Origin of the sequence: Bifidobacterium tissieri, assembly GCF_002259645.1 — a bacterium.
Classification (GTDB): Bacteria; Actinomycetota; Actinomycetes; order Actinomycetales; family Bifidobacteriaceae; genus Galliscardovia; species Galliscardovia tissieri.
The window spans coordinates 335,835-357,068 of record NZ_MWWV01000004.1; the positions used below are offsets into that span (position 1 = coordinate 335,835).

Here is a 21,234-nt window from a genome sequence, read left to right on the forward strand (position 1 = left end):
ATCCATGAATCCTCACTTGGTAATCGGCACCACGTACTGCGTGTCACGAATATCGGCAAGGCCTTCGTCCAGTCCGTACTTCTTCAGCGTGGGCTTGACCTTGTCGTCCTTGATGATCTTCTCGATGCCCTTGTCGAACGCCTGGCCAAGCGAGCTGTTGCCCTTGGTGTACGGGTAGCTCACCTCCGGGGGCTCGACCAGCGAGTTGATGCGCTTGTCCGGGTTCTTGTTGGCGTATTCCACGACGATGTTGCTGTTGCCCTTGAACTCGTCGACCGCGGTGCCGTACGCCTCCATGATCATGTCGACGCGTCCGGCCTCAAGATCCTGCTTCATTTCCACGGAGCTCGGGTAGGTCTTCACCTTGTCACCGAACACCTTCTTCATGTCCTCGAGCCAGCCGTAGCCGTCGCCGATGCCGATGGTCTTGATGCCCTTGGCGTCGATGTCGTCGAGGGTCTTGATGTCCGTGTCCTTCTTGGAGGCGTAGCCCACGCCCTCGAGGTAGATGGACTTCGGGAAGTCGACCACCTGGGCGCGCTTCTCGGTCACGTTGATATCGCCGGTGGCGGTGTCGATCTGGCCGGACGCGATGGCCTGCATGGCGTTGGCGAACGAGGCCTGCTGCCATTCGACGTTCAGGCAGTTGGCGTCGGCGATCTGCTTGATGAAGTCGATGTCCATGCCCTCGGGGTTGCCGCCGTTGTAGCTCGAGTACGGCGGCTGATCGATCACACCCACCGTCAGCGTGCCGGACTTGATGGTGGTGATATCCGATACCAGCGGCGTACAGTCGCTCTTGGCGGAGCTGGACGAGCCCGACGAACCGCTGCCGCATGCGGCGAGCGCGCTGACGCTCATCAACGCGGCACAGGCCGCGGCCATCAGCTTCATTCCTCGTGAGATCTTCATGATTGTTCCTCTCTGTGTGCGGTCGAGGTGTCGCCACGACCGATGACCTTGATGTGGGGACGGCGCGCGCAGGAAGGTCGGGCCTGCGGCATGTCGTGGTGAGAATTGCGGGATTGCAAGAATTCAGCGGCTCAATGCCGATTCAGTAGCTCAATGCCAGACGGCGTTCGAGCCAGCGGGTGATCCAGGATGCGGGAAGCGTGATCACCGCGTAGCACAGTCCGGCGAGTACGAAGACGCGCAGATACTGGAATGTGGTCGATCCGTAGGTGTACGCCTCCTTCATGAGCTCCGGCACGGCCACGGTGTAGGCCAGCGACGTGTCCTGGAACAGGAGGATGGTCTGGCCGAGCAGTGCCGGGATGATGGATCGGAAGGCCTGTGGCAGGATCACGTAGAGGAACGTGGTGCCGCCGTCGAGCCCGAGCGCATCGCCGGCCTCGTTCTGTCCGTTCGGCACCGCCTGGATGCCGGCTCGGAAGATCTCCGAGCAGTAGCAGGAGTAGTTCCACGCCAGGGCGATGATGGCCGAAGGGAAGCTGTCGAGCAGCACCCCGAAAGTGGGTAGACCGAAGTACACGAGGTACAGGATGATCAGCGCGGGCATGCCTCGTCCGATTTCGACGACGACCAGACCGAGTGCGCTGACGAACCGGTTGTGGCTCATCACCATCATGCAGAACAGCAGTCCGAGCGGCAGGCCGATGATCATGGACACTCCGGCGAGCGTCACGCTGACCTGCAGTCCGTGGAGCATGCCAGGCAGTCCTTCGGACCAGAACTGCAGCAGGGGTTCCTGTGTCGTCATGTCAGATCACCGCCTTGCGAAGGTTGGCGTCGAGCTTGCGCGACAGCATGGCCACGGGAATGCTGAGCACGATGTACAGCACGCCGGCGATGGCATAGGGCAGTACGCCTGCCACGGAGTTGATGTTCTGCCGGGCGTATCCCTGTGCCATGAACACCATTTCGGCCACGGCGATGGTGGACGCGATGGACGAGTTCTTGAGCAGTCCGATCAGATACGTGGCGATGGACGGGCTGACGATACGTGCGGCCTGCGGCACGATCACGCCGAAGAACGATACCGTGCCGGGGATGCCGAGCGCCGCGGCGGCCTCATATTGGCCTTTGGGCACCGCCTGCAGTCCACCTCGGTAGATGTCGGCGAGATATCCTGCCGAGATGAGTCCCAGTCCGACGATCGCGGCCTCCAGTGCGGTGATGCGGAACGCCGGTGTGGACAGACCGAATTTCAACAGGAACAGCCATACGATCATGGGAATGCCGCGCAGCAGGTCCACGATAAGGCGGACGATCCAGCGGATCGGCGCTATGCCTGTTCTGAGGCCCAGCGCCATGGGGATTCCGAGTACCGCGCCGATCGCGAATGATGCGACGGTGATCAGCAGTGTCATCGGAAGTCCGGAGAGCACCACGAGAAGCGGCTCCATTCGAGCCCCCTTCCTCTAGCGAGTCGACTTTGAAGGGGTCGCGAACGGGAATTCGTTCGGAAACGGTCCGGCTGTATATCGTGATCGAGATGATGCGGATTCGTGACGACATCGATGATGTCGTTCAACGTTCCCAACCCCTTACGTTGATTCAGTATTTAAGGGGTGGAACAATTCCCGGAATTTGCTCAGTTGTAAACGAAAGTGAACCGCGGTCTGATTCGTAGTCTATTTGTAACGCCGTGGAATGCCAATCGTCATTAACATTCCACGGCTTGTCCTATCGTTCTCATCGTCTCACCCTTGAGATGATGGGAATCGGCGGCGTGGTTTAGTAGTCGGCCTTCTCCGGGGTGTTGGCGTCCTCCACCGGGTTGCCGTTCTCCTCGTACTTGCGCAGCAGGCTGGTGGCCTCGATGTCCGCGGCGATGGCACGTGCCTGTTCGGCGTCCGGACCGGGCGCGGGCTTGAAGAACGCCTCGCGGTAGTAGCGCAGTTCGTCAAGCGATTCGATGATGTCGGCGAGCGCGCGATGGCCGCCGTGCTTGGCCGGCTTGTTGCGGTACACGTCCGGATACCAGCGGCGGGACAGCTCCTTAAGGGTGCTCACGTCGATCACGCGGTAGTGCAGCAGGCTCATCAGGTCGGGCATGTAGCGGTCGAGGAACTTCTTGTCGCTGCCCACGGAGTTGCCGGCGAGGTGTGCCTTGCCCTTGGCTGGCAGCCACTGCTTCACGTATTCGACCACCTGGCGCTGGGCCTCGTCGAGCGGCAGGCCGTTGGCGTTCCATTCGTCGATCAGTCCGGAGCTGGTGTGCATATGACGTACGAAGTCGTTCATCTGGGCGACGGCGGCGTCCGACGGCTTGATGACGAGGTCGATGCCTTCGTCGAGCACGTTGAGGTTGAAGTCGGTGGGCACGACGGATACCTCGCACAGTTCGTCGTGGAAGATATCAAGTCCGGTCATTTCGCAGTCGATCCAGATCATGCGTGATTCGGACGGATCGAACGTTTCGATGTCGTTATGCGATGCCATATTCAGCCTTTCCCCTATCTATGGAACAGGTAAGCGTACCGCGACCGCGGGATTTTCAGTCGTCTTCGGGGGCGGGACCCGTGGTGCCGCGCAGCACGAGCGAGGTGGGCACCACGCCGTACGGATCGGAGAGCGTTTCCCCACGCATGAGTGCAAGCGCCTTGTTGCCGGCGGAACGTCCAAGTTCGGTGGGGTCCTGATGCACGGTGGTGAGGTCGAGGATCGGCGCGCGGGTGTCGTCGTCGAATCCGATGACCGACATGTCCTCCGGTATTTTCACTCCCACGCGAACCAGTTCTCGTACCAATGCGACGGCGACCTTGTCGTTCTCCACGCAGACCCCGGTCGGACGCGACGGCGAGCCGACCAGCTGGGCGGCGATGCCGGAGTAGGCATCCATCTGACTGCGCATGCCGGTGTAGACGATGGCGGGAACCGTCATGATCTCGTCGTCGGCATAGCCAAGTTCGCGTGCGGCCGAGACGAATCCCTGGGAGCGGATGCGGGATGAGCTGACGAACGGGGAGGTGTCGGGCTGTTCCACGTAGGCCAGACTGTGGTGTCCCAGCGAATGCAACAGTCGGACGGGCGCATACATGGAGGTGTTGTCATCGATGCGCGCGGTGGCACCGTACCCGTCATCGCTGGGGGTGTTGACCCCCACCACGGGCACGGTGAGTTCCTTGAGCACCTGTTTCTTGGCGTCGTCAAGGTCGAAGGAGAACACGATCACGGCGTCGACGTTCTGATTGCCGGGCAGGGTCTGGAAGAAGTTGTCCAGGGACTGTTCGTCCCAGATCACGTAGGGGATCACATCATATCCATGTACGGACAGTGCCTCGTACACACCTTCGAAGGCGTGCGAGTTGAACCATCCGCTGATGCGATCGGCCAGCAATACACCCACGCGCATGGTTTTGCCGCTGGCGAGCGATGACGCGCTCTTGGAGAAGGAGAAGTGGAGCTTTTCCGCGGCATCCTCCACTCGTTTACGCGTGGACGGGTTGACCTTGTCCAGTCCGCGCAGTGCACGCGATACGGTGGAGACGGATACGCCAGCCGCTTTGGCCACCTCTGAGATCGTGGTTCGTGCCATAATCGTTCGCCTCCTTATATATATGTCTACCGCCTTCATGGTCATCCACGGATGATGGACCACGGAACGGTCGAAAAGGACGACCGACCATTCGTATGGTATATCACAGGCACACGCCCGCCACATCGCGGTCGCATTCACCCCATGGGTACGTTCACATGATCAGTATAACCCATATACAAACGTTTTTGCTCATTTTCATAAAAGCGCTTGCAAGTCATCAAACACTTGTATTTCCAACGATTTCTAGTACTTAGAAATACGACACGCCGATAACGTTTTGACATAGTTAATGCAAACGCTATTATGAATACCAACACAACACCTCATCAACCACGGTGAGGGATGGGATACCACCTAGGCCAACGAGTCAATAGGGAGACAAGGAAACCTAGGCAATATACGACTTTCAACCGAACGGTCGGTTTGCGCGCATCAAAAGTGCAAGCGCTTTTATTGACCGCTCGGAGAGCGTCAATGGAACAAGCCGGTGCAAACCGACTCGACAATGGGAAACAAAGGAGTATTTCATGGCAGAGAACGCGCTCAATGATCCGGCACTGTGGTGGAAGCAGGCCGTCGTCTATCAGGTCTACCCCCGCTCGTTCAAGGACTCCAAGGGCTCCGGACTCGGACAGATCGCCGGCGTGACCGAGAAGATCGACTACCTCGCCAAGCTCGGCGTCGACGCCATCTGGCTCAGCCCCTTCTACCCCTCCCAGCTCGCCGACGGCGGCTACGACGTGGACGACTACCGCAACGTCGACCCCAAGCTCGGCACCATGGACGACTTCGACGAACTCGCCAAGGCCGCCCACGCCCACAACATCAAGGTGGTCGTCGACATCGTCCCCAACCACAGCTCCAACCTGCACGAATGGTTCCAGGCCGCACTCAAGGCCGCCCCCGGCTCCCCGGAGCGCGACCGCTACATCTTCCGCGACGGCAAGGGCCCCAATGGCGACCAGCCCCCGACCAACTGGGACAACCACTTCGGCGGGCCGGCATGGACCCGCGTCCCCGACGGCCAGTGGTACCTCCACATGTTCACCAAGGAACAGCCCGACTTCAACTGGAAGAACCCCGAAGTGCGCGAGGACTTCATCAAGACCCTGCGCTTCTGGCTCGACCACGGCGCAGACGGATTCCGCGTGGACGTGGCCCACGGCCTGGCCAAGGACCTCGACCGTGACGACCTCGACAACTACGTGGTGTGGTGCACCTCCGACCAGCCCGACGACGGCTCCCACCCGGTGATCGACCGTGACGAGGTCCATGAGATCTACCACGAGTGGCGCAAGGTCTTCAACGAGTACAACCCGCCGGCATTCGCCGTGGCCGAGGCCTGGGTGCAGCCCAACCGCCAGTACCTGTACGCCAGCCCCGACGATCTGGGCCAGATCTTCAACTTCGAGTTCGCCAAGAAGGACTGGATCCGCGACGCCATGCACCAGGCCATCGATGAGGGCATCGCCAGCGCCGAGCGCTCCGGCTCCTCCGCCACGTGGGTGATGAGCAACCACGATGTGGTCCGCCACGCCACCCGCTACGGCCTGCCGCAGGTCCCCACCAGTGAATACCACCAGCTGGCCAAGGACTGGGTGCTGCGCGACGGCACCACCTACCCGCTCAACAAGGAACTCGGCACCAAGCGCGCCCGCGCCGCCATCCTCATGGAGATGGCCCTGCCCGGATCCGTCTACGTGTACCAAGGCGAGGAGCTCGGCCTGTTCGAGGTCGCCGACATCCCGTGGGATCGCGTGGAGGACCCGTCCGGCCACCGCACCTCCCAGGCCGCCAGCACCAAGGGCCGTGACGGCTGCCGCGTGCCGCTGCCGTGGGTCGCCGCCGACGCCCCGAAGCTCGCCAACCCGGACGATGAGTTCGGCACCGACGGATCCTTCGGCTTCTCCCCCGCCGACGCCACCGAAGAGCCGCACCTGCCGCAGCCGGCTTGGTACAAGGACTTCGCCGCCGACGTGGAGGACACCGATCCGGACTCCATGCTGAACCTGTACCGCAAGGTCATCGCACTGCGTCACCAGCTGCAGACCACCGACCTGTCCATCGAATGGCTGCCCGAGGACCGCTCCAGCGGCAAGCCCGACGGCGCCAACGGCTTCACCGGAGGCACGATCGCCTACAAGCGCGCCAACGGCTGGGCCTCCATCACCAACTTCGGTGCGGACCCGGTCGATCTGCCCGCCGGTGAGCTGCTGCTCACCTCCGGCCCGCTGACCGAGGATGGCAAGCTCCCGCAGGACACTTCCGCCTGGGTCCAGCTCTGATCCGCGATCCGGGCCACGGGTGAGCCGGTCAGCCGGCCGACTCACCCACACCAGACTTACCCTTCCCTTCCCTAACGATTGTGCCGGGCGTTTCCCCATCCCCGCCCGGCACAATCCCCATCAACTCTTACCTCTCCACATAACCGATCTCAAAGAGGAGAAAAGAAAATGACCGTAGCAACAGCGACTCCCACGAGTCCCAACAAGACCAATAAGTGGCGGTACACCGCCGGCTTCATGGCCTTCGCCATCCTTTCCGGTGTGGCGTTCTTCGGCACCATGTCCGTGCTCGTGCCGCAGCGCCTGCGCGCTGACCTCGGCATGGGCGCCACCGAGTCGACCGCAGCACTCGGCGCCATCAACTCGGCAGGCTCCATCGCCTCCATCTTCATCGCGCTGTTCATCGGCGCCCTCTCCGACCGCACCGCATCCCGTTGGGGCAAGCGCACCCCGTGGATCTTCACCGGCGCGTTCATCTACGGCATCTGCTTCTGGTCGCTGAGCCGCCCGTCCACCGCCGTGCTGATCGGCGTCTTCTACGTCATCGCCCTTATCGGCCTGAACATGGTGCAGGCTCCTATCTACGCACTGATCTCCGACCGCGTTGAGGAGGAATCCCGCGCAACCGTGTCCGCAGCCATCGGCGGTGGCGGTGTGATCGGTCAGGGTATTGGTACCCTCATCGGCTCCCGCTTCATCGAGAACGTCGAAGTCGGCTTCATCTGCACGGGTCTGTGCGCACTGGCCGCCGGTGTGCTCGCCGTACTTATCGCCCCGCGTGAGCCCTCCTCCAAGGACATGGTGAAGGACACCAGCAAGTCCACCTGGAAGGTCATCATCGAGTCCCTCACCCCGCCGCTGAAGGATTGCGGCGACTTCTACCGCGCCTTCATCTGCCGTACCTGCCTCATCGTCGCCTACCAGATGATCTTCAGCTACCAGCTGTACATCCTGACCGACCACATCGGCGAATCCACCCAGCAGGCCGCCGTGTCGATGTCCGTGATCTCCGTGCTCACCATGGTCGCCTCCATGATCGCATCCCTGATCTCCGGCCCGATCGCCGACGCCCTCCACCGCCGCAAGGCCCCGATCGCCGTCGCCTGCGCCGTGTTCGCCATCGGTCTGGCCATGCCGTGGATCTTCCCGACCCAGATGGGCATGTTCCTCTTCGGCGGCATCGCCTCCTTCGGTTACGGCATGTACCTGTCCGTCGATCAGGCTCTGAACGTCGACGTGCTGCCGAACAAGGAGACCGCCGGTAAGGACCTCGGCTTCATGAACATCGCCACCTGCGCCGGTCAGGCCATCGGTGTGGCGATCACCTCCAGCATCGTCGCCGCCACCAGCTCCTACAACTTCGTGTTCCCGACCGCCATCGTGATGGCCGCCATCGCCGCCATCTCGGTCCTCGGCATCAAGCGCGTCAAGTAACCCCCAAGGTGTGGTTTCGAGACATCATCGAGGCCACACCCCTTGGCAAAAACCGAACTACTCTCCATCCTCCTTCCCCAATCCCCCATGGTTCACAAGACCGTGGGGGATTTTTCATATGCCGGCACAAGGTCTAGTGATCCGGCAGTCTGACGGCATCACCCACCATCGTCATTCCCAAACCGCGCACACGACTCATCCCGCAGCGCAGAATCATCCGTAAAGATGATTGCAATCTGCCGTTCATCGTTATTAGAATATTTGGCCTGTTTTTTCACTGTCCTTTCAGGAACGATCCAGACGCAACGAAGCGCCCGATCATACATTGTCAGTGGTTCGGCAGCGATCCAGTCCGAATCACCTTTTCAACAGACTTCCCCCTGAAAGGCCCTGCCATGAAAACCACGGTTCAGACCATATGCAGCGCAATCGTCGTTGCGATCCTGATCGCAACCATGGGCGCAGTGACATTCCTCTCCCCGCACACCGCATCGGCAGGATCCGACGTATCGGCGAAGATCGCCAAGATCTACACCGAGGACTATCAGAACCAGGTGCAGAGCACACTGGACGCCAAGAAGGCACGCGGAGGCTGGACCGTCGACAACATGCTGGTCGAGGAGAATCCGTACGGCACCAACACCACGTCGCTGTACGTGTATTTCACCACCAACGACGTCACCCAGGTCTCCTACACGGTAAGCACGCCCGACACCAGCTATCCGGACTTCTCCGCCACACCCGTAGGCGGCAACGACTACTCCACCGAACATGAATTCCAGGTCATCGGACTCATTCCCGGCAAGGACAATGACATCACCGTCACCCTCACCTCACAGAACGGCGAGACCGTCACCCGCACCATTCACAAGAAGGCCGCGGCGACCATCGGCGGCGAACAGGTACAGCTTAATCATTCCGTCACCCAGACCGGTGCCAAAACCGAATACGCCGGCACGATGGGCAACGGCCTGTACGCCGTGCTCGGCAACGACAGCGCCGAGCAGGATCTGGTCTATCTCTACGACGACTACGGCGTGCTGCGCGGTGAGATCCCGATCCTCTACTATCGCGCGCAACGATTCGTGTTCCGTGACGGACTCATGTACTACAGTACGTCCACGCACGACATCGTGGCCATGAATCGTCTCGGCCGCATCGAGAAGTTCTACAATCTCGGCGATCAGTACATTCTGCATCACGACTACGTGTTCGACAACAGCGGCAATCTGCTCGTGCTCGCCACCGACATGACCAGCAACACCGTGCAGGATCGCATCGTGCGCGTGAACCTTGCCACCGGCAAGACCACGCTGCTGGTCGACATGGGCGATCTGCTCGGCGACTACAAGTCCACCACCAAGCATGACGACAACGCCAAGGCCACCTCCACCGACAGCGGTTCGGACGCATGGGACTGGATTCATCTCAACACCATTCAGTACGTGCCCGACGACAACAGCATCATCGTCAGTTCGCGTGAAACATCGTCGATCATCAAGATCGACGACATTGACGGCACTCCCACACTCAAGTACATCATCGGCGAGAAGACGTTCTGGGATGAGACCGCGTATGCGAACTACAATCTCACGAAGATCGGCGACTTCCCCAGCTCCGGCGGACAGCACACCGTCACGTACGTCAAGGACGATTCCCTGCCCGACGGCCAGTACTACATCTACATGTTCAACAACAACGGCGGCGTGAGCGCCACGAACGACTACGACTGGTCGCAGATCCCCGGCATGGTCACCACGCTCAACAGCAACGCCACCGACGTGCATTCGTACTTCCAGAAGTATCTGGTGGACGAGAAGGCCGGCACCTATTCGCTGGTCAGCAGGTTCGAGGTGCCGTTCTCCGGTTACATCAGCAGCGCCGAAGAGTATAAGGACGGCACGATCATCACCGAGTCGGGTATCAAGGGCGTCTGGGGCGTCTACACCACCGACGGCACGCTGCTGCGCAACTACACGATGAAGATCAACTCCGTATTCATCTACCGCGTCTTCAAATACGATTTCCAGGGATTCTGGTTCGCGTGACGTGGGCCGCGGTACGTTACGTGGGCCGTCAGCCCCACATAACCAGTCCTCGAAAACGTTGAAATTTCAACGTTTGTACAACACCGTTACGAGAGCCGCCCGGCCCACGTAACAGCATACGGCCCACGTAACGATGTCCCCTCTCCGTAATCTTGAGGCACCCCCTATACTGGAGGAATCATTCAAGCGAAGGAGCCAACCATGGGATTGTCAGATTTTCTGGGAACGCCAAAGAACAATGTCGCCCATCCATACGAAGCCAACGGCCATGCGGTCACCTGTACGCAGTGCGGCGGACGATCGTTCGTCAAAGGCGAGGCGTTGCTCAACACCGCAGGCATGACCTTGCTTGACCTTGATTTCCTCAACCGATCCGCCGACATCCTTGTTTGCGAAGAATGCAGTCACGTTGAGTGGTTCGTCAACCACGTCCGCCAGACCGACCTGTAACCACATCACGCATAACGTACATTATGTAAGAAACGGACGTGGCTGTGTGCGATTATGACAATACACGCGTTCATGCACTTACTCTACGCCCAATCGTATGGCGAAGGATGAGTGAGGGAACGACGACTCCATGAGGCACAGACAGCGCCTCGCATAAGCCGCACAACGCAGTCCGCGTGACGCCGCGGAAACATCGCCATATATGGATATATACGACGATCGCCGTTGGTTCCAGCCAATAATGGACTGGGACCAGCGGCGATCGTTTCGTTTGCGATTCCCCGGTCAGTGCATGATCAGGGGAATCAGTGAGCTGAAATCAACGAAATCAGCTGTGGAAGCCGGTGTAGTTCGGGGCCTCCTTGGTCATCACGATGTCGTGCGGGTGGGACTCACGCAGCGCGGCGTCGGTGATGCGGATGAACTTGCCCTTCTCCTTGAGCTCGGCGATGTTGTGGGCACCCACGTAGAACATCGTCTGATGCAGACCACCGACCAGCTCGTACAGCACGTAGTTGAGCGGTCCGCGGTAGGGCACCTGACCTTCGACGCCTTCCGGAACGACCTTGTCGCTGCTGGTGACGTCGGCCTGGAAGTAGCGGTCCTTGGAGTAGGACTTCTTGCCACGCGGAGCCATGGCGCCCAGCGAGCCCATACCGCGGTACAGCTTGTACTGCTTGCCGTGCAGCAGCACCTTCTCACCCGGAGCCTCCTCGCAGCCGGCGAGCAGACCGCCGAGCATCACGGAGTCGGCACCGGCCACCAGGGCCTTGCCGATGTCGCCGGAGTAGTGGATGCCACCGTCGGCGATGCACGGCACGTTGGCGGCCTTGCAGGCGCGGGCGGCCTCGTACACGGCGGTGAGCTGCGGCACACCAACGCCGGCCACCACGCGGGTGGTGCAGATGGAGCCGGGGCCCACACCCACCTTGACGGCGTCGACACCGGCCTCGATCATAGCCTTGGCACCGTTGTAGGTGGCCACGTTGCCGCCGATGACCTGCACGTTGTTGAAGGCACTGTCGGCCTTGATGCGACGGATCATGTCGAGGGCCAGACGGGCCTCACCGTTGGCGGTGTCGACCACGAGCACGTCCACACCGGCCTCCATGAGGGCGGTGGCACGCTGCCAGGCGTCGCCGAGGAAGCCGATGCCGGCGGCTACGCGCAGACGACCCTGCTCGTCCTTGGTGGCATCCGGGTACTGTTCGGTCTTCACGAAGTCCTTCACGGTGATCAGGCCGGCGAGCTTGCCGTTCTCATCGATGAGAGGCAGCTTTTCGACCTTGTGCTGGGCGAGAAGACGGTGGGCGTCCTCCTTGGAGATGTCGGCCGGACCGGTGACCAGGTTCTCCTTGGTCATCACGTCGGAGACACGAAGACGGTCGTAGTCCTCGGAGGCGATGAAACGCATGTCACGGTTGGTGATGATGCCGACCAGATGATCGTCGTTGTCGACAACCGGCAGGCCGGACACATGATAGGCGGCGCACAGCTTGTCGAGATCGGCGAGCGTGGCGTCGGGGTGCACGGTCAGCGGGTCGGAGATCATACCGGACTCGCTGCGCTTGACGATATCGACCTGATTCGCCTGATCCTCGATGCTGAGGTTGCGGTGGATCACGCCGATGCCACCGTTACGGGCCATCGCGATGGCCATCTGGGCCTCGGTGACCGTATCCATGGCGGAGGACAGCACCGGGGACTTCATGGTGATGTCACGGGTCAGGCGAGTGGTGGTATCGACCTGAGAGGGGATGACATCAGTTTCATTCGGCAGAAGCAGAACATCGTCATAGGCCAGACCAATCTGCTGGAACGGTGCTGCTACGGGATTGTAAAGGGACTCTTGTTCTACAGAAGTGTTAGAAGCCATAAAGTTACTTTATAGTGCCACGTAGACCTCGGCAAATTCGTGTGTTGTAGCTTTATCATGACTCAAGAAAAAACGCTGTCCGACGTCCGGAATCCGGGCATCGAACAGCGTCTCGCAGCATGGCAAAACCGATCGATCAGATGACGACAGTCATATTGATCACGTCATCAGTCACTTGATCAGTCGTCGTAGTACTCGGTGTTGACGTCATCATCCCGATCACGCTTGGCCGGCGGATCAACGTATGGAACACGTGACGTGGCCGCCGTATGGATCTCCGCACCCAGGATCACGGCCGCACCGATCAGCATGAAGATCGCGCACAGCTTCGGATTGAGCCACGACGCATGCTGTACGCCCATGAGGATTACGACCACGATGGCGATCTTGAAGATCCAACCCAGCAGGAACCACGTCAGATACGCGGCCGGACGCAGATGCATACGGCTCAGCACCGCCACCAGCACCGGATTGGTCAGACACAGCAACACCACGGCCACGATGGCCACCAGCGCCGACCATACGCCCAGGATACCGGAGAACATGTATCCGGCGATGGCGCTGAGCACGGCGAACACCAGCAGGAACATCACGCTCTGGTAGATCGCACGATACATCAGGTCCCACACGGTCTCCTCGCCGGCACGACGCGGCTTGGCGAAAAGACGACGTCCTTCCTGACCTGATTCCTGACCTGATTCGGAGTTCGGCGCCGCAGCGGCCCCGGCATTCGTCTCCGTATTCTTCTCCTCCGTCATGTCTAAGCCTTCCCTTCCTTAGGCGTCTGCTCGTCCTCGATCACGGTATCCGTACTGTGTTTCGGTCGCCCGTTCGTCGCGCGGGCGGCGGCCAGCGCCGCGTTCTCCTCGCGGATCTCCGGAATACGCCGGCGAGCGTACGGATACAGCGTGGCCACGGTCAGCAGAATGGTCGCGATCGCGAATCCTATGGCAACGTACTGCGCCTTGAAGAACAGAATCATAATCGAACCGAATGAAATCAGCGCGGCCCATCCCCACAGGATCAGCACGGCTCCCTGCACGGTATGACCGATACGCAGCATGCGATGATGCAGATGCATGCGATCGGGGTGCATCGGCGACTGTCCCTTGCTCACGCGGCGCACGATCGCCAGGATCATGTCGAGCACCGGCAGGAACAGCACCAGAATCGGCAGCAGGATCGGCATGAACACCGGCAGGTAGATGCTGGCGTGAATGGTGGTGGGGTCGAGTCGACCGGTCATCACGATCGATGCACAGGTGACGAGATATCCCAGCAGCATGGAACCGGAATCACCCATGAACAGCTTGGCCGGATGCCAGTTGTGCAGGATGAACCCCACGCAGATGCCCACAAGCGCCACGTCGATCATGGTGGCCATGGATGCGTAGCTGGGCGAATTGCGCGCGATGATATACGAATATATGGCGAACGCGATGCCGCCGATCGCCACGATGCCGGAGGCGAGTCCGTCAAGACCGTCCACGAAGTTCACCGCATTGATCGAGGCGACGATCAGTATGGCCGTGACGGCCATGGATATGCTCGGCGATGTGGCCACAAGCGAACCGAATGGCAGCGAGACGACCTTCAGGCCGCCCCACGCCACGAACACGGATATGATGAGCTGCCCGGAAAGCTTGAGCATCCAGTCGAGATCCCACCGGTCGTCGCATACGCCGAGCAGGCAGATCAGCACCGCACCCACGGCGATGACCACCGGCTGCAGATTGTCGTGAAACAGTCCCTCGGTCAGTGACAGCTGGCTGGCGAAGCACATGGATACCAGAAAGCCGAGCATCATGGCCACGCCCCCCATGCGCGGGGTGGGCACCTTGTGCACGTCTCGGGCGCGCACCTCGCCCACCGCGCCGAATTCTATGGCGAGATGTCTGACAAGCGGCGTCAACAGAAACGTTGCGCCACCGGCGATGGCCGCGATGAAAAAGTAGATCCTCACGCCGTAATACCTCCGTCGTCGTTCGCGTCGGAATCCGCGAGCGGCGAGGCGGCATTGTGCAGCCGCTGCGATTCGCTGTGCAACCGCAGCGATCCGTGCAGAGCCTCTCGAATGCGGGACTGCGGTATCACGCCATCGCGGAAGATGGTGATGCCGTCACGCCCGTGCGGGTCCGACGCCACCACTGTACTCGAGAGTGGTCCCGGAGTGGGGCCGCCGTCAAGATACAGAGCGATCGCATCGCCGAGATCGGCGGCTGCCTGTTGCGCGGTCTGTGCGGAATCATGACCGGAAAGGTTGGCGCTGGACGCGGCGAGCGGACCCGTGGCCCTGAGAATGTGCAGGGTGTCCGCCGAATCCGGCACGCGAATGCCCTGTGTGCGCGACGGATGCGACTGCGGGTCCACTCGTACGGTGGCCAGTGCGCAATCATCGCGTGCCACGCAGATCGGCGAGAACGCGCCGGGCAGGAACTCGTTGGACAGACGGTCGAGCGGCACGGGCAGATCAAGACCGAGCGCATCGATGTCGTTCACGGATGCGAGCAGCACCTGCAACGACTTGGCACGCGGACGACGCTTGGCCTTGAAGATGCGATCCACGGCGTCCGGATTACGCGGGTCGCAGGCCACGCCGTACACCGTATCCGTGGGCACCACGATCAGTTTCCCCGCCTGCACGAGTTCGGTCGCCAGCGCCAACGACTCCTCGCAGATCGGCATGATTCGCACCATATGAGGCTCCTCCACTACCGGATAACTACCGGATGATCAATTTCAGATGATTTCAGCGATACCGTTCAAGCCTCACCATTGCATCACCGCATACCGACGAAAGCGATCAGGGACAAATCAGGGCAGGTCCTTTTCGGACAGCGTGCAGGTGTTGATCATTGTGGATTTATCCGCATACCATTGCACGAATTCCGCGTCGGAAAGCCGGTCAAACCGTCCCTGGAATTCGGAGTACACCGGCTTGCCGCTCTCCTCCCCCACACCGACGGGGATCCGGGAACCACCGCTACGGAATGCAATGGACGATTCCAAAGCCATGACAATCTCATCACGTGCCATATCCTCGTCTGAGGATTGCTCATTGACCGGGCATTCCTCCTGCCCGCTCAATCTATATGCCAATGACGAAATAATGACGTTCTGCGACTCATCCACGTTCTCTTCACCAGTGAACATTATGTACGTTGCACGAATATCGGATCGGGAATCAGAGCCATCAATCCGCGACCCAGAGTCTCCTTCGACCACCTGTAATCGTACCGATTCGGGAACGACTGTCAGCGTTCGTTTCATGGCCTGAGACAGCATATCCTCCATAATCGCATCAGCAGGATGCATACAAAGTTCAGCATTCTGTGTCACGGCTTTGCATACCAATCTGGCAGCGTCGCGCCTCACCAGAGGCGCGGGATTGACGAGAGAACCCACAACAATAGCTAACGACAGTATTGCGCATAGCCAAGCGGTTGCATCAGTCAATATTCGTTCGCCGTTGAGGTTCCGCCAGGATAGTCTGACTACAGCGCAGGAAAGCAATAGATACAACGCAATGCGCATCAGATTAGTCTGTGCAGTGACAGCCCAGCCCAATGTAGGGAAATCATCCATCCACACCGGCGCAGCCTGCAATGACGACAGACCCGTATTCACCAATACGGTCTGATTGACAAGCACGGGTAGCAGCACAATGAACCCCATGATGGTCGGCACCAATACGACAGCCCACCGAGTGGAAAGCAACGCCCCCAGTGATATCGAGCAAACTGCGACACAGCACAGCACCAGGCAGCTGGATGACAACGACAACACATCTACGCTTCCCCACGAAGCACGATTCGCGACATGGATCGTCAGAGGTAGCAGTCCGATGATAAATCCGGAAACTGCGACGAACACCAGTACCATCATTCGCGGAAGAAAAACACGAGAGTATCCTTGATATGCCATTCTCCCTACAACGACATTACGACCGCTGTGAGCTATACCCAGATATCCTCCGATCATTCCAAGTATCAATATGCCAAACAACATACCTTCTCGACTAACGGTGACAAGAAATGACCATCGCGCAAATCCACCACTTAGATAACGCCAACCAGACATGACATAAGCGAAGGAAATAATAACAATTGCAAGTCCATAAAGACACCACTCACGTTGATTAACCCAATGATATTTCATAAACAGTCTATTCACAATAAGACCTTGTCTTCGCTATTTACACTATCTGATTCGCATTGTTGCACATTGTCAATAACTCCAGATTCACCGGAATATAGACGACCATTCATCAGCATCATGATGTTATCAGCAAATGATCCTAACTCCTCGACCAAATGAGAACTCATCACAATTGCCGATTCTCTACCCATCACAGAGATCACATGGTTCATTTGCCTTCGATGGGATTCGTCCAAGGCCACAGTAGGTTCATCAAGCAACAACACTTTAGGTCTATGAGCCGTGGCGCAAGCGAACCCCAAGCGCTGACGCTGACCTCCGGACAGCGTTTTTGCTCTCACATTGGTCACATCCAGCAAATCGACATTTTTCAAGGCATGATGCACCATAGTTGGCATGTCATCCTCAGCGACGCCATGCGCCCATGCCGCATAGGCCACATTGTCCAAAACCGTAGCGCCACGTATAACATCGAAAGTCTGAGGCAGGTATCCCATCATGGATCGGATTTTTGTCCTTCCCTGCTTATCAGCTATGTTCAATCCGTTAACACAAATCGTCCCAGTTTGAGGACTCCCCATCGTCGCCAGTACGTTCAACAACGTGGTCTTTCCGGAACCATTCGCCCCGACGAGACCGGTAACCCCTAGCGAAATATTGAAATCAGCATGATCGATTACACGACGACGGCCATATGAAATCGAAAGATCATGACCACTGATCATTACTGTGTTTTGCTTCATTATCCAGACTCCTAATTTATGATTTCATTGCAAAGAAATCGCCAATCAAGTTTCTGCTACTCCATTTCCAGTAGCAAATCAACGCAAGTACATACAAAACAGCAACAATCAACATCCAAAGCATTACCAGACCATCCTCACTGACGCCAGTCAACGACAGAGGCGAACATGGTGCTATTGACGGAATGAGGGATAGCACTACATTAAAGACATATAGCATTACAACTATCAACGATCCAAGAATCTTTCCCAATAACGAAATAGCAGCAATCGCACAGGATAGGAAAAACATCGCAGGTATTACATAAACGGAAAATCGATAATCGGAAATTACTTCAGAGAAAGACGCCGAACCTGTAGCATCCATGGAATCAATACCTGGAACATATTTTCTAGGCAAAATCGACAGTAATCTAACCGGGAGCAATACAGAGCCGATTATCAAAGCTCCAAGTACGACGTATGCTGCCAATCCCACAAATCTTACATTTTCCAAAGCAATACCATCTATCCACGGCATGGGCGACGCCAGCATTGCTGCGGATACGACCCCCAGAACGATCGGCAGCACGTTCACGGCCCTCAACCAAAGTTGCACACCGCTCACTGAAATTTGTATGGGCACGCCAATATGCCATCCATAGAAACAAGCCACATATGTCATCGCCATCATTAACGCGATCCACTCCACATGACGGCTCTTCGCCCACACCCAGACACCACTCATATCCTCTTCTCCAGCCGTACAAACAATCCCAGCTTTTCTGCAATGACAACAGATGAGTGAAGAAGATGGCAAGGCTTGCCGTGGGAGACACGGCAAGGGGTGATGCGGTAGGGCAAATCGGGAATAATGAGGACTCATGAAATCAGCGAGCGCTATTGGCTCAGCAAGTCAGAAGGTATGTCAGGAAACATGCAGCAGAGTCAGACACCGATCAGCGTAGGCATTGTGGACAACGATCCCTGTGCGCTACGCATATTGACTGCGATCGTCGCAGCAATCCACAATTGCAGACTGCTGTGGACCTGCGGCACGGGAGCGACCGCGATTCAGCGATGTCTTTCCCAGAAGGGGCGAACGCCCGACGTACTCATCGTGGATATGTCGCTCGACGACATGCCGGGAACCACCGTATGCGAGACCGTAAAAACGGTCTCCCGCAATATCACGGTAATCGCAATTACCGCATACTCCGCGCACCGATATCAGGAAGCATCATCCAGAGCCGGCGCATACACGCTGATCACCAAGGATCACCTCAATACGGATCTCCCCAAAGTCATCCACGATATAGCAAATGGCCTTCCCTCAGACATGATTCCACACTCCCCCGAACGATCGATCAGCCATGCGACCTCCTCGGAGGAACACCATGACTACGACAAAGCGCTATCGGAACGCGAACAGAAAACGCTTGGACTGTATGCCGAAGGCTATTCCACGCGCGATATCGCAACGACCATGAACATCAGCGAATCAACCGTGTATTCCTATCAAAATAGAGCCGTCAGCAAACTGCACGCCCGCAATCTCGCCCATGCGATTGCCTTGGGAGCCAGAAAAGGATTGTGGTAGACATGGCCTACGTTCCCGATAATTCACATACACGTGCACACGCACGACGATCTTCATTCAGACAGGCCCTGCACCGTCTGATATCACGGCATTGGCGCAATTGGCATGTCATCATCTGCATCGCCCTTGCCGTAATGACGGTTGTGGAAACGATCGGATTCATGATTTACGGCATCGTATCTGCCAAACCAGCCGTCGCGCTCTGTCTTACGTCGGCCTTGACCGTGGCATTGCTTCCGCGATTGCCGCGGATCACGCCGTGGTTTTTGCTGATCCTGTATGCATTGGGCGATATTTCAGCACTCACCATGCCCAGCGCCATGTTTTTGAGTGCATTGTTTTCCATCGCATGGCTCACCTATCATTCCGCGTGGCGGGGATTCATCGGCGCACTGATACCGGTGACGGCATCGATGACCGTCATTCTTTCCGAAGGCGGATATATCCCATGGATTATCGCTTCGACGACCCAATATGCATGTTGGTATTTCTCCTTTATGGGCGTCGGATTATGGGTGCGGAAAACCAGAGCATACGAATTACTGAAAAATCAGCAGCAACAGAGGCGACTGTCGGAGCAGTTGCAGATGCATCTCCACGACTCCGCCGCGAACGATCTGGCGTATGCACTCACGATGATCGATCTGCGAACGTCGAACGGCGATGCCGATCATGCTCAGGATCGGGAGACGCTGCTCGCGGTCCGGGATGCCTGCGAGGATGCCTTGCAGCAGGTCCGTAGGGCGATCGACGTGGTCCGGGACAGTGATGGAACAGTCATGGATTTCTCTGATACCGCTACCAATACTGCGACGAATGTCGATTCCTCCGACTGGCTGCATCAGATCCGCATCATGATCGACGACTGCGAGCGGCAGCTTCAGGAGCTGGGATTCCGTGGTACCGGCATTGTATCCGGCGAGGGGCATACGACTCCGAGCAACGACTCACGCGATATGATCATCTCGTTCATCCATGAGATCTATGGCAATATCCTCAAGCACGCAGATCCGAAGGAATATCACATCGTCGCCATACAGCCCATGCCGAATGGCGTCGTTATCTCGTCCTCGAACATTCGTCGTCACAAGGGGTTCGGTCCGTCGGCATGCGATCAGGGAGGAACTGGACTGCAACGCTATGAGCGCCAATTGGCTCAGGTCGGCGGAACGTTGGACATTCTCGAGGACGACAATGAGTGGTCGATAACGGCGCTGATCCCGTATTGTCAGTCGGGACAACACACAGGCGGATCGCAGATGCTATGATTTAGATCGTTCAAGATAATGCGTACGAACGTACACATTTGCCATGTCGCCATGTCCGACAGGCAGTTGGATGGCAACATGATACAAACGCCACGACAAGGAAGTGAACGATGAGCGACGAAGCCACGCAGACGAACACGAACGTGCAGAACACGCCGAGCGCACCCGCGCAGCCAGAGCCCTCCGCACAGACCGCATCGAAGTACCCTCCGGTGGAGTTGCGCACCCCGCGTGCCAGCGAGCGCGAGGAGATGCTGAACGGCAAGCTGTACGACGCCTCCGATCCCGAACTGGACGCGTTGCGCCGCAAGGCCGGCGATCTATGCACCAGGTTCAACGGCCTGTCTCGCGACGACACCAAGACTCGCGCGGCCGTTCTTGACGAACTGCTGCCCGGTCACGGTGAAAACCTCGATGTGATGGGACCGGTGTTCTTCGACTACGGTTGCCACACCACGATCGGTGATCGCGTGTTTGCGAATTTCAACTTCACCGTGCTGGATTGCGCGCCGGTGACGATCGGCAACGATGTGCTGTTCGGGCCGAATGTGTCGCTGCTGCCGCCGATGCATCCGCTGCGCTGGCAGGATCGTAATGTGCGTACGCGCGAGGATGGCACGGCATATGACTATGAGTACGGTCGACCGATCGTCATTGGTTCGAACTGCTGGTTCGGCGGCAATGTGACCGTGCTGGGCGGTGTGACCATCGGCGACGGTTGCGTGATCGGCGCAGGTGCCGTGGTGACGAAGGACATTCCGGCGAATTCGGTGGCGGTAGGCAATCCAGCGCGTGTGATCAAGACGATCTCCGACGCGGATGCCGCGGAACTGCAGGAATACGCGCAGTAGCAGGAATACGCGCCGCAGTGAAGTATGCACGGCAGCAG

At 58.4% G+C, this 21,234-nt stretch carries 19 protein-coding genes; 6 read left to right on the plus strand and 13 right to left on the minus strand.

The features are described from left to right. Positions 1-12 precede the first annotated feature (12 nt). From BTIS_RS04280 to BTIS_RS04300, 5 genes are all read right to left on the minus strand, one after another. On the minus strand, positions 13-912 hold the full coding sequence (locus BTIS_RS04280) for a substrate-binding periplasmic protein (RefSeq protein ID WP_094662949.1): 900 nt from the start codon (positions 910-912) through the stop codon (positions 13-15). Between the two features lie 142 nt (positions 913-1,054). Continuing rightward, positions 1,055-1,720, minus strand: coding sequence for an amino acid ABC transporter permease (locus BTIS_RS04285; RefSeq protein WP_094662951.1), 666 nt, complete (start codon positions 1,718-1,720; stop codon positions 1,055-1,057). A gap of 1 nt (position 1,721) precedes the next feature. Further along, on the minus strand, positions 1,722-2,366 hold the full coding sequence (locus BTIS_RS04290) for an amino acid ABC transporter permease (protein WP_094662953.1): 645 nt from the start codon (positions 2,364-2,366) through the stop codon (positions 1,722-1,724). A 331-nt stretch (positions 2,367-2,697) separates the two neighbouring features. Then, positions 2,698-3,405, minus strand: a complete 708-nt coding sequence (gene orn, locus BTIS_RS04295) for an oligoribonuclease (protein ID WP_094662955.1) — start codon at positions 3,403-3,405, stop codon at positions 2,698-2,700. Positions 3,406-3,460: 55 nt separating this feature from the next. Next, positions 3,461-4,501 carry a LacI family DNA-binding transcriptional regulator gene (locus BTIS_RS04300; RefSeq protein ID WP_094662957.1) on the minus strand — a complete coding sequence of 347 codons (1,041 nt, stop codon included), beginning with the start codon at positions 4,499-4,501 and terminating at the stop codon, positions 3,461-3,463. Between the two features lie 530 nt (positions 4,502-5,031). On the opposite strand from BTIS_RS04300, the gene BTIS_RS04305 reads away from it, so the two are divergent. The 3 genes from BTIS_RS04305 to BTIS_RS04315 all read left to right on the plus strand — a co-directional run bounded on the left by BTIS_RS04305 (position 5,032) and on the right by BTIS_RS04315 (position 10,271). Further along, complete coding sequence (locus BTIS_RS04305) at positions 5,032-6,789, plus strand: glycoside hydrolase family 13 protein (RefSeq protein ID WP_094662959.1); 1,758 nt, start codon at positions 5,032-5,034, stop codon at positions 6,787-6,789. Positions 6,790-6,957: 168 nt separating this feature from the next. Continuing rightward, positions 6,958-8,223 carry an MFS transporter gene (locus BTIS_RS04310; RefSeq protein WP_094662961.1) on the plus strand — a complete coding sequence of 422 codons (1,266 nt, stop codon included), beginning with the start codon at positions 6,958-6,960 and terminating at the stop codon, positions 8,221-8,223. 395 nt (positions 8,224-8,618) lie between these two features. After that, positions 8,619-10,271, plus strand: coding sequence for an aryl-sulfate sulfotransferase (locus BTIS_RS04315; protein ID WP_094662963.1), 1,653 nt, complete (start codon positions 8,619-8,621; stop codon positions 10,269-10,271). A gap of 210 nt (positions 10,272-10,481) precedes the next feature. On the opposite strand, the gene BTIS_RS11675 is transcribed toward BTIS_RS04315, so the two are convergent. The 8 genes from BTIS_RS11675 to BTIS_RS04355 all read right to left on the minus strand — a co-directional run bounded on the left by BTIS_RS11675 (position 10,482) and on the right by BTIS_RS04355 (position 18,225). Further along, the gene (locus BTIS_RS11675) at positions 10,482-10,727 is read right to left on the minus strand and encodes a hypothetical protein (protein ID WP_158216836.1); all 246 of its coding nucleotides are present in this window, start codon (positions 10,725-10,727) and stop codon (positions 10,482-10,484) included. Between the two features lie 322 nt (positions 10,728-11,049). Next, on the minus strand, positions 11,050-12,597 hold the full coding sequence (gene guaB, locus BTIS_RS04325) for an IMP dehydrogenase (RefSeq protein ID WP_094662967.1): 1,548 nt from the start codon (positions 12,595-12,597) through the stop codon (positions 11,050-11,052). Positions 12,598-12,776: 179 nt separating this feature from the next. After that, on the minus strand, positions 12,777-13,355 hold the full coding sequence (locus tag BTIS_RS04330) for a Cg1360 family ATP-synthase-associated protein (RefSeq protein ID WP_094662969.1): 579 nt from the start codon (positions 13,353-13,355) through the stop codon (positions 12,777-12,779). 2 nt (positions 13,356-13,357) lie between these two features. Further along, the gene (locus BTIS_RS04335) at positions 13,358-14,560 is read right to left on the minus strand and encodes an MraY family glycosyltransferase (protein ID WP_094662971.1); all 1,203 of its coding nucleotides are present in this window, start codon (positions 14,558-14,560) and stop codon (positions 13,358-13,360) included. Further along, positions 14,557-15,294: an L-threonylcarbamoyladenylate synthase gene (locus BTIS_RS04340; RefSeq protein ID WP_094662973.1), complete on the minus strand. Its 738-nt coding sequence runs from the start codon at positions 15,292-15,294 to the stop codon at positions 14,557-14,559. Before BTIS_RS04340 ends, BTIS_RS04335 begins: the two co-directional genes overlap by 4 nt. Positions 15,295-15,411: 117 nt before the next feature. Beyond that, a complete protein-coding gene (locus BTIS_RS04345; protein WP_143248866.1) occupies positions 15,412-16,770 on the minus strand; it encodes a hypothetical protein in 1,359 nt (452 codons plus the stop codon). After that, positions 16,767-17,498: an ABC transporter ATP-binding protein gene (locus tag BTIS_RS04350; RefSeq protein ID WP_094662977.1), complete on the minus strand. Its 732-nt coding sequence runs from the start codon at positions 17,496-17,498 to the stop codon at positions 16,767-16,769. The genes BTIS_RS04345 and BTIS_RS04350 overlap by 4 nt, the downstream gene beginning before the upstream one ends. 16 nt (positions 17,499-17,514) lie before the next feature. Further along, on the minus strand, positions 17,515-18,225 hold the full coding sequence (locus tag BTIS_RS04355; RefSeq protein WP_094662979.1) for a hypothetical protein: 711 nt from the start codon (positions 18,223-18,225) through the stop codon (positions 17,515-17,517). A gap of 189 nt (positions 18,226-18,414) precedes the next feature. On the opposite strand from BTIS_RS04355, the gene BTIS_RS04360 reads away from it, so the two are divergent. From BTIS_RS04360 to BTIS_RS12210, 3 genes are all read left to right on the plus strand, one after another. Beyond that, complete coding sequence (locus BTIS_RS04360; protein ID WP_158216837.1) at positions 18,415-19,077, plus strand: response regulator transcription factor; 663 nt, start codon at positions 18,415-18,417, stop codon at positions 19,075-19,077. A 2-nt stretch (positions 19,078-19,079) separates the two neighbouring features. After that, positions 19,080-20,345, plus strand: a complete 1,266-nt coding sequence (locus BTIS_RS04365; RefSeq protein WP_094662983.1) for a histidine kinase — start codon at positions 19,080-19,082, stop codon at positions 20,343-20,345. Positions 20,346-20,455: 110 nt separating this feature from the next. Then, complete coding sequence (locus BTIS_RS12210; RefSeq protein WP_275542043.1) at positions 20,456-21,196, plus strand: sugar O-acetyltransferase; 741 nt, start codon at positions 20,456-20,458, stop codon at positions 21,194-21,196. The last annotated feature ends 38 nt before the right edge of the window (positions 21,197-21,234 follow it).

What these genes read in the sequence shown, in the direction of transcription:
- BTIS_RS04280 (WP_094662949.1), bottom strand. Translation starts at nt 912, where the DNA reads ATGAAGATCTCACGAGGAATGAAGCTGATGGCCGCGGCCTGTGCCGCG.
- BTIS_RS04285 (WP_094662951.1), bottom strand. Translation starts at nt 1,720, where the DNA reads ATGACGACACAGGAACCCCTGCTGCAGTTCTGGTCCGAAGGACTGCCT.
- BTIS_RS04300 (WP_094662957.1), bottom strand. Translation starts at nt 4,501, where the DNA reads ATGGCACGAACCACGATCTCAGAGGTGGCCAAAGCGGCTGGCGTATCC.
- BTIS_RS04315 (WP_094662963.1), top strand. Translation starts at nt 8,619, where the DNA reads ATGAAAACCACGGTTCAGACCATATGCAGCGCAATCGTCGTTGCGATC.
- BTIS_RS04330 (WP_094662969.1), bottom strand. Translation starts at nt 13,355, where the DNA reads ATGACGGAGGAGAAGAATACGGAGACGAATGCCGGGGCCGCTGCGGCG.
- BTIS_RS04360 (WP_158216837.1), top strand. Translation starts at nt 18,415, where the DNA reads ATGCAGCAGAGTCAGACACCGATCAGCGTAGGCATTGTGGACAACGAT.
- BTIS_RS04350 (WP_094662977.1), bottom strand. Translation starts at nt 17,498, where the DNA reads ATGAAGCAAAACACAGTAATGATCAGTGGTCATGATCTTTCGATTTCA.
- guaB (WP_094662967.1), bottom strand. Translation starts at nt 12,597, where the DNA reads ATGGCTTCTAACACTTCTGTAGAACAAGAGTCCCTTTACAATCCCGTA.
- BTIS_RS04340 (WP_094662973.1), bottom strand. Translation starts at nt 15,294, where the DNA reads ATGGTGCGAATCATGCCGATCTGCGAGGAGTCGTTGGCGCTGGCGACC.
- BTIS_RS11675 (WP_158216836.1), bottom strand. Translation starts at nt 10,727, where the DNA reads ATGTGGTTACAGGTCGGTCTGGCGGACGTGGTTGACGAACCACTCAAC.
- BTIS_RS04355 (WP_094662979.1), bottom strand. Translation starts at nt 18,225, where the DNA reads ATGAGTGGTGTCTGGGTGTGGGCGAAGAGCCGTCATGTGGAGTGGATC.
- orn (WP_094662955.1), bottom strand. Translation starts at nt 3,405, where the DNA reads ATGGCATCGCATAACGACATCGAAACGTTCGATCCGTCCGAATCACGC.
- BTIS_RS04290 (WP_094662953.1), bottom strand. Translation starts at nt 2,366, where the DNA reads ATGGAGCCGCTTCTCGTGGTGCTCTCCGGACTTCCGATGACACTGCTG.
- BTIS_RS04305 (WP_094662959.1), top strand. Translation starts at nt 5,032, where the DNA reads ATGGCAGAGAACGCGCTCAATGATCCGGCACTGTGGTGGAAGCAGGCC.
- BTIS_RS12210 (WP_275542043.1), top strand. Translation starts at nt 20,456, where the DNA reads ATGAGCGACGAAGCCACGCAGACGAACACGAACGTGCAGAACACGCCG.
- BTIS_RS04310 (WP_094662961.1), top strand. Translation starts at nt 6,958, where the DNA reads ATGACCGTAGCAACAGCGACTCCCACGAGTCCCAACAAGACCAATAAG.
- BTIS_RS04365 (WP_094662983.1), top strand. Translation starts at nt 19,080, where the DNA reads ATGGCCTACGTTCCCGATAATTCACATACACGTGCACACGCACGACGA.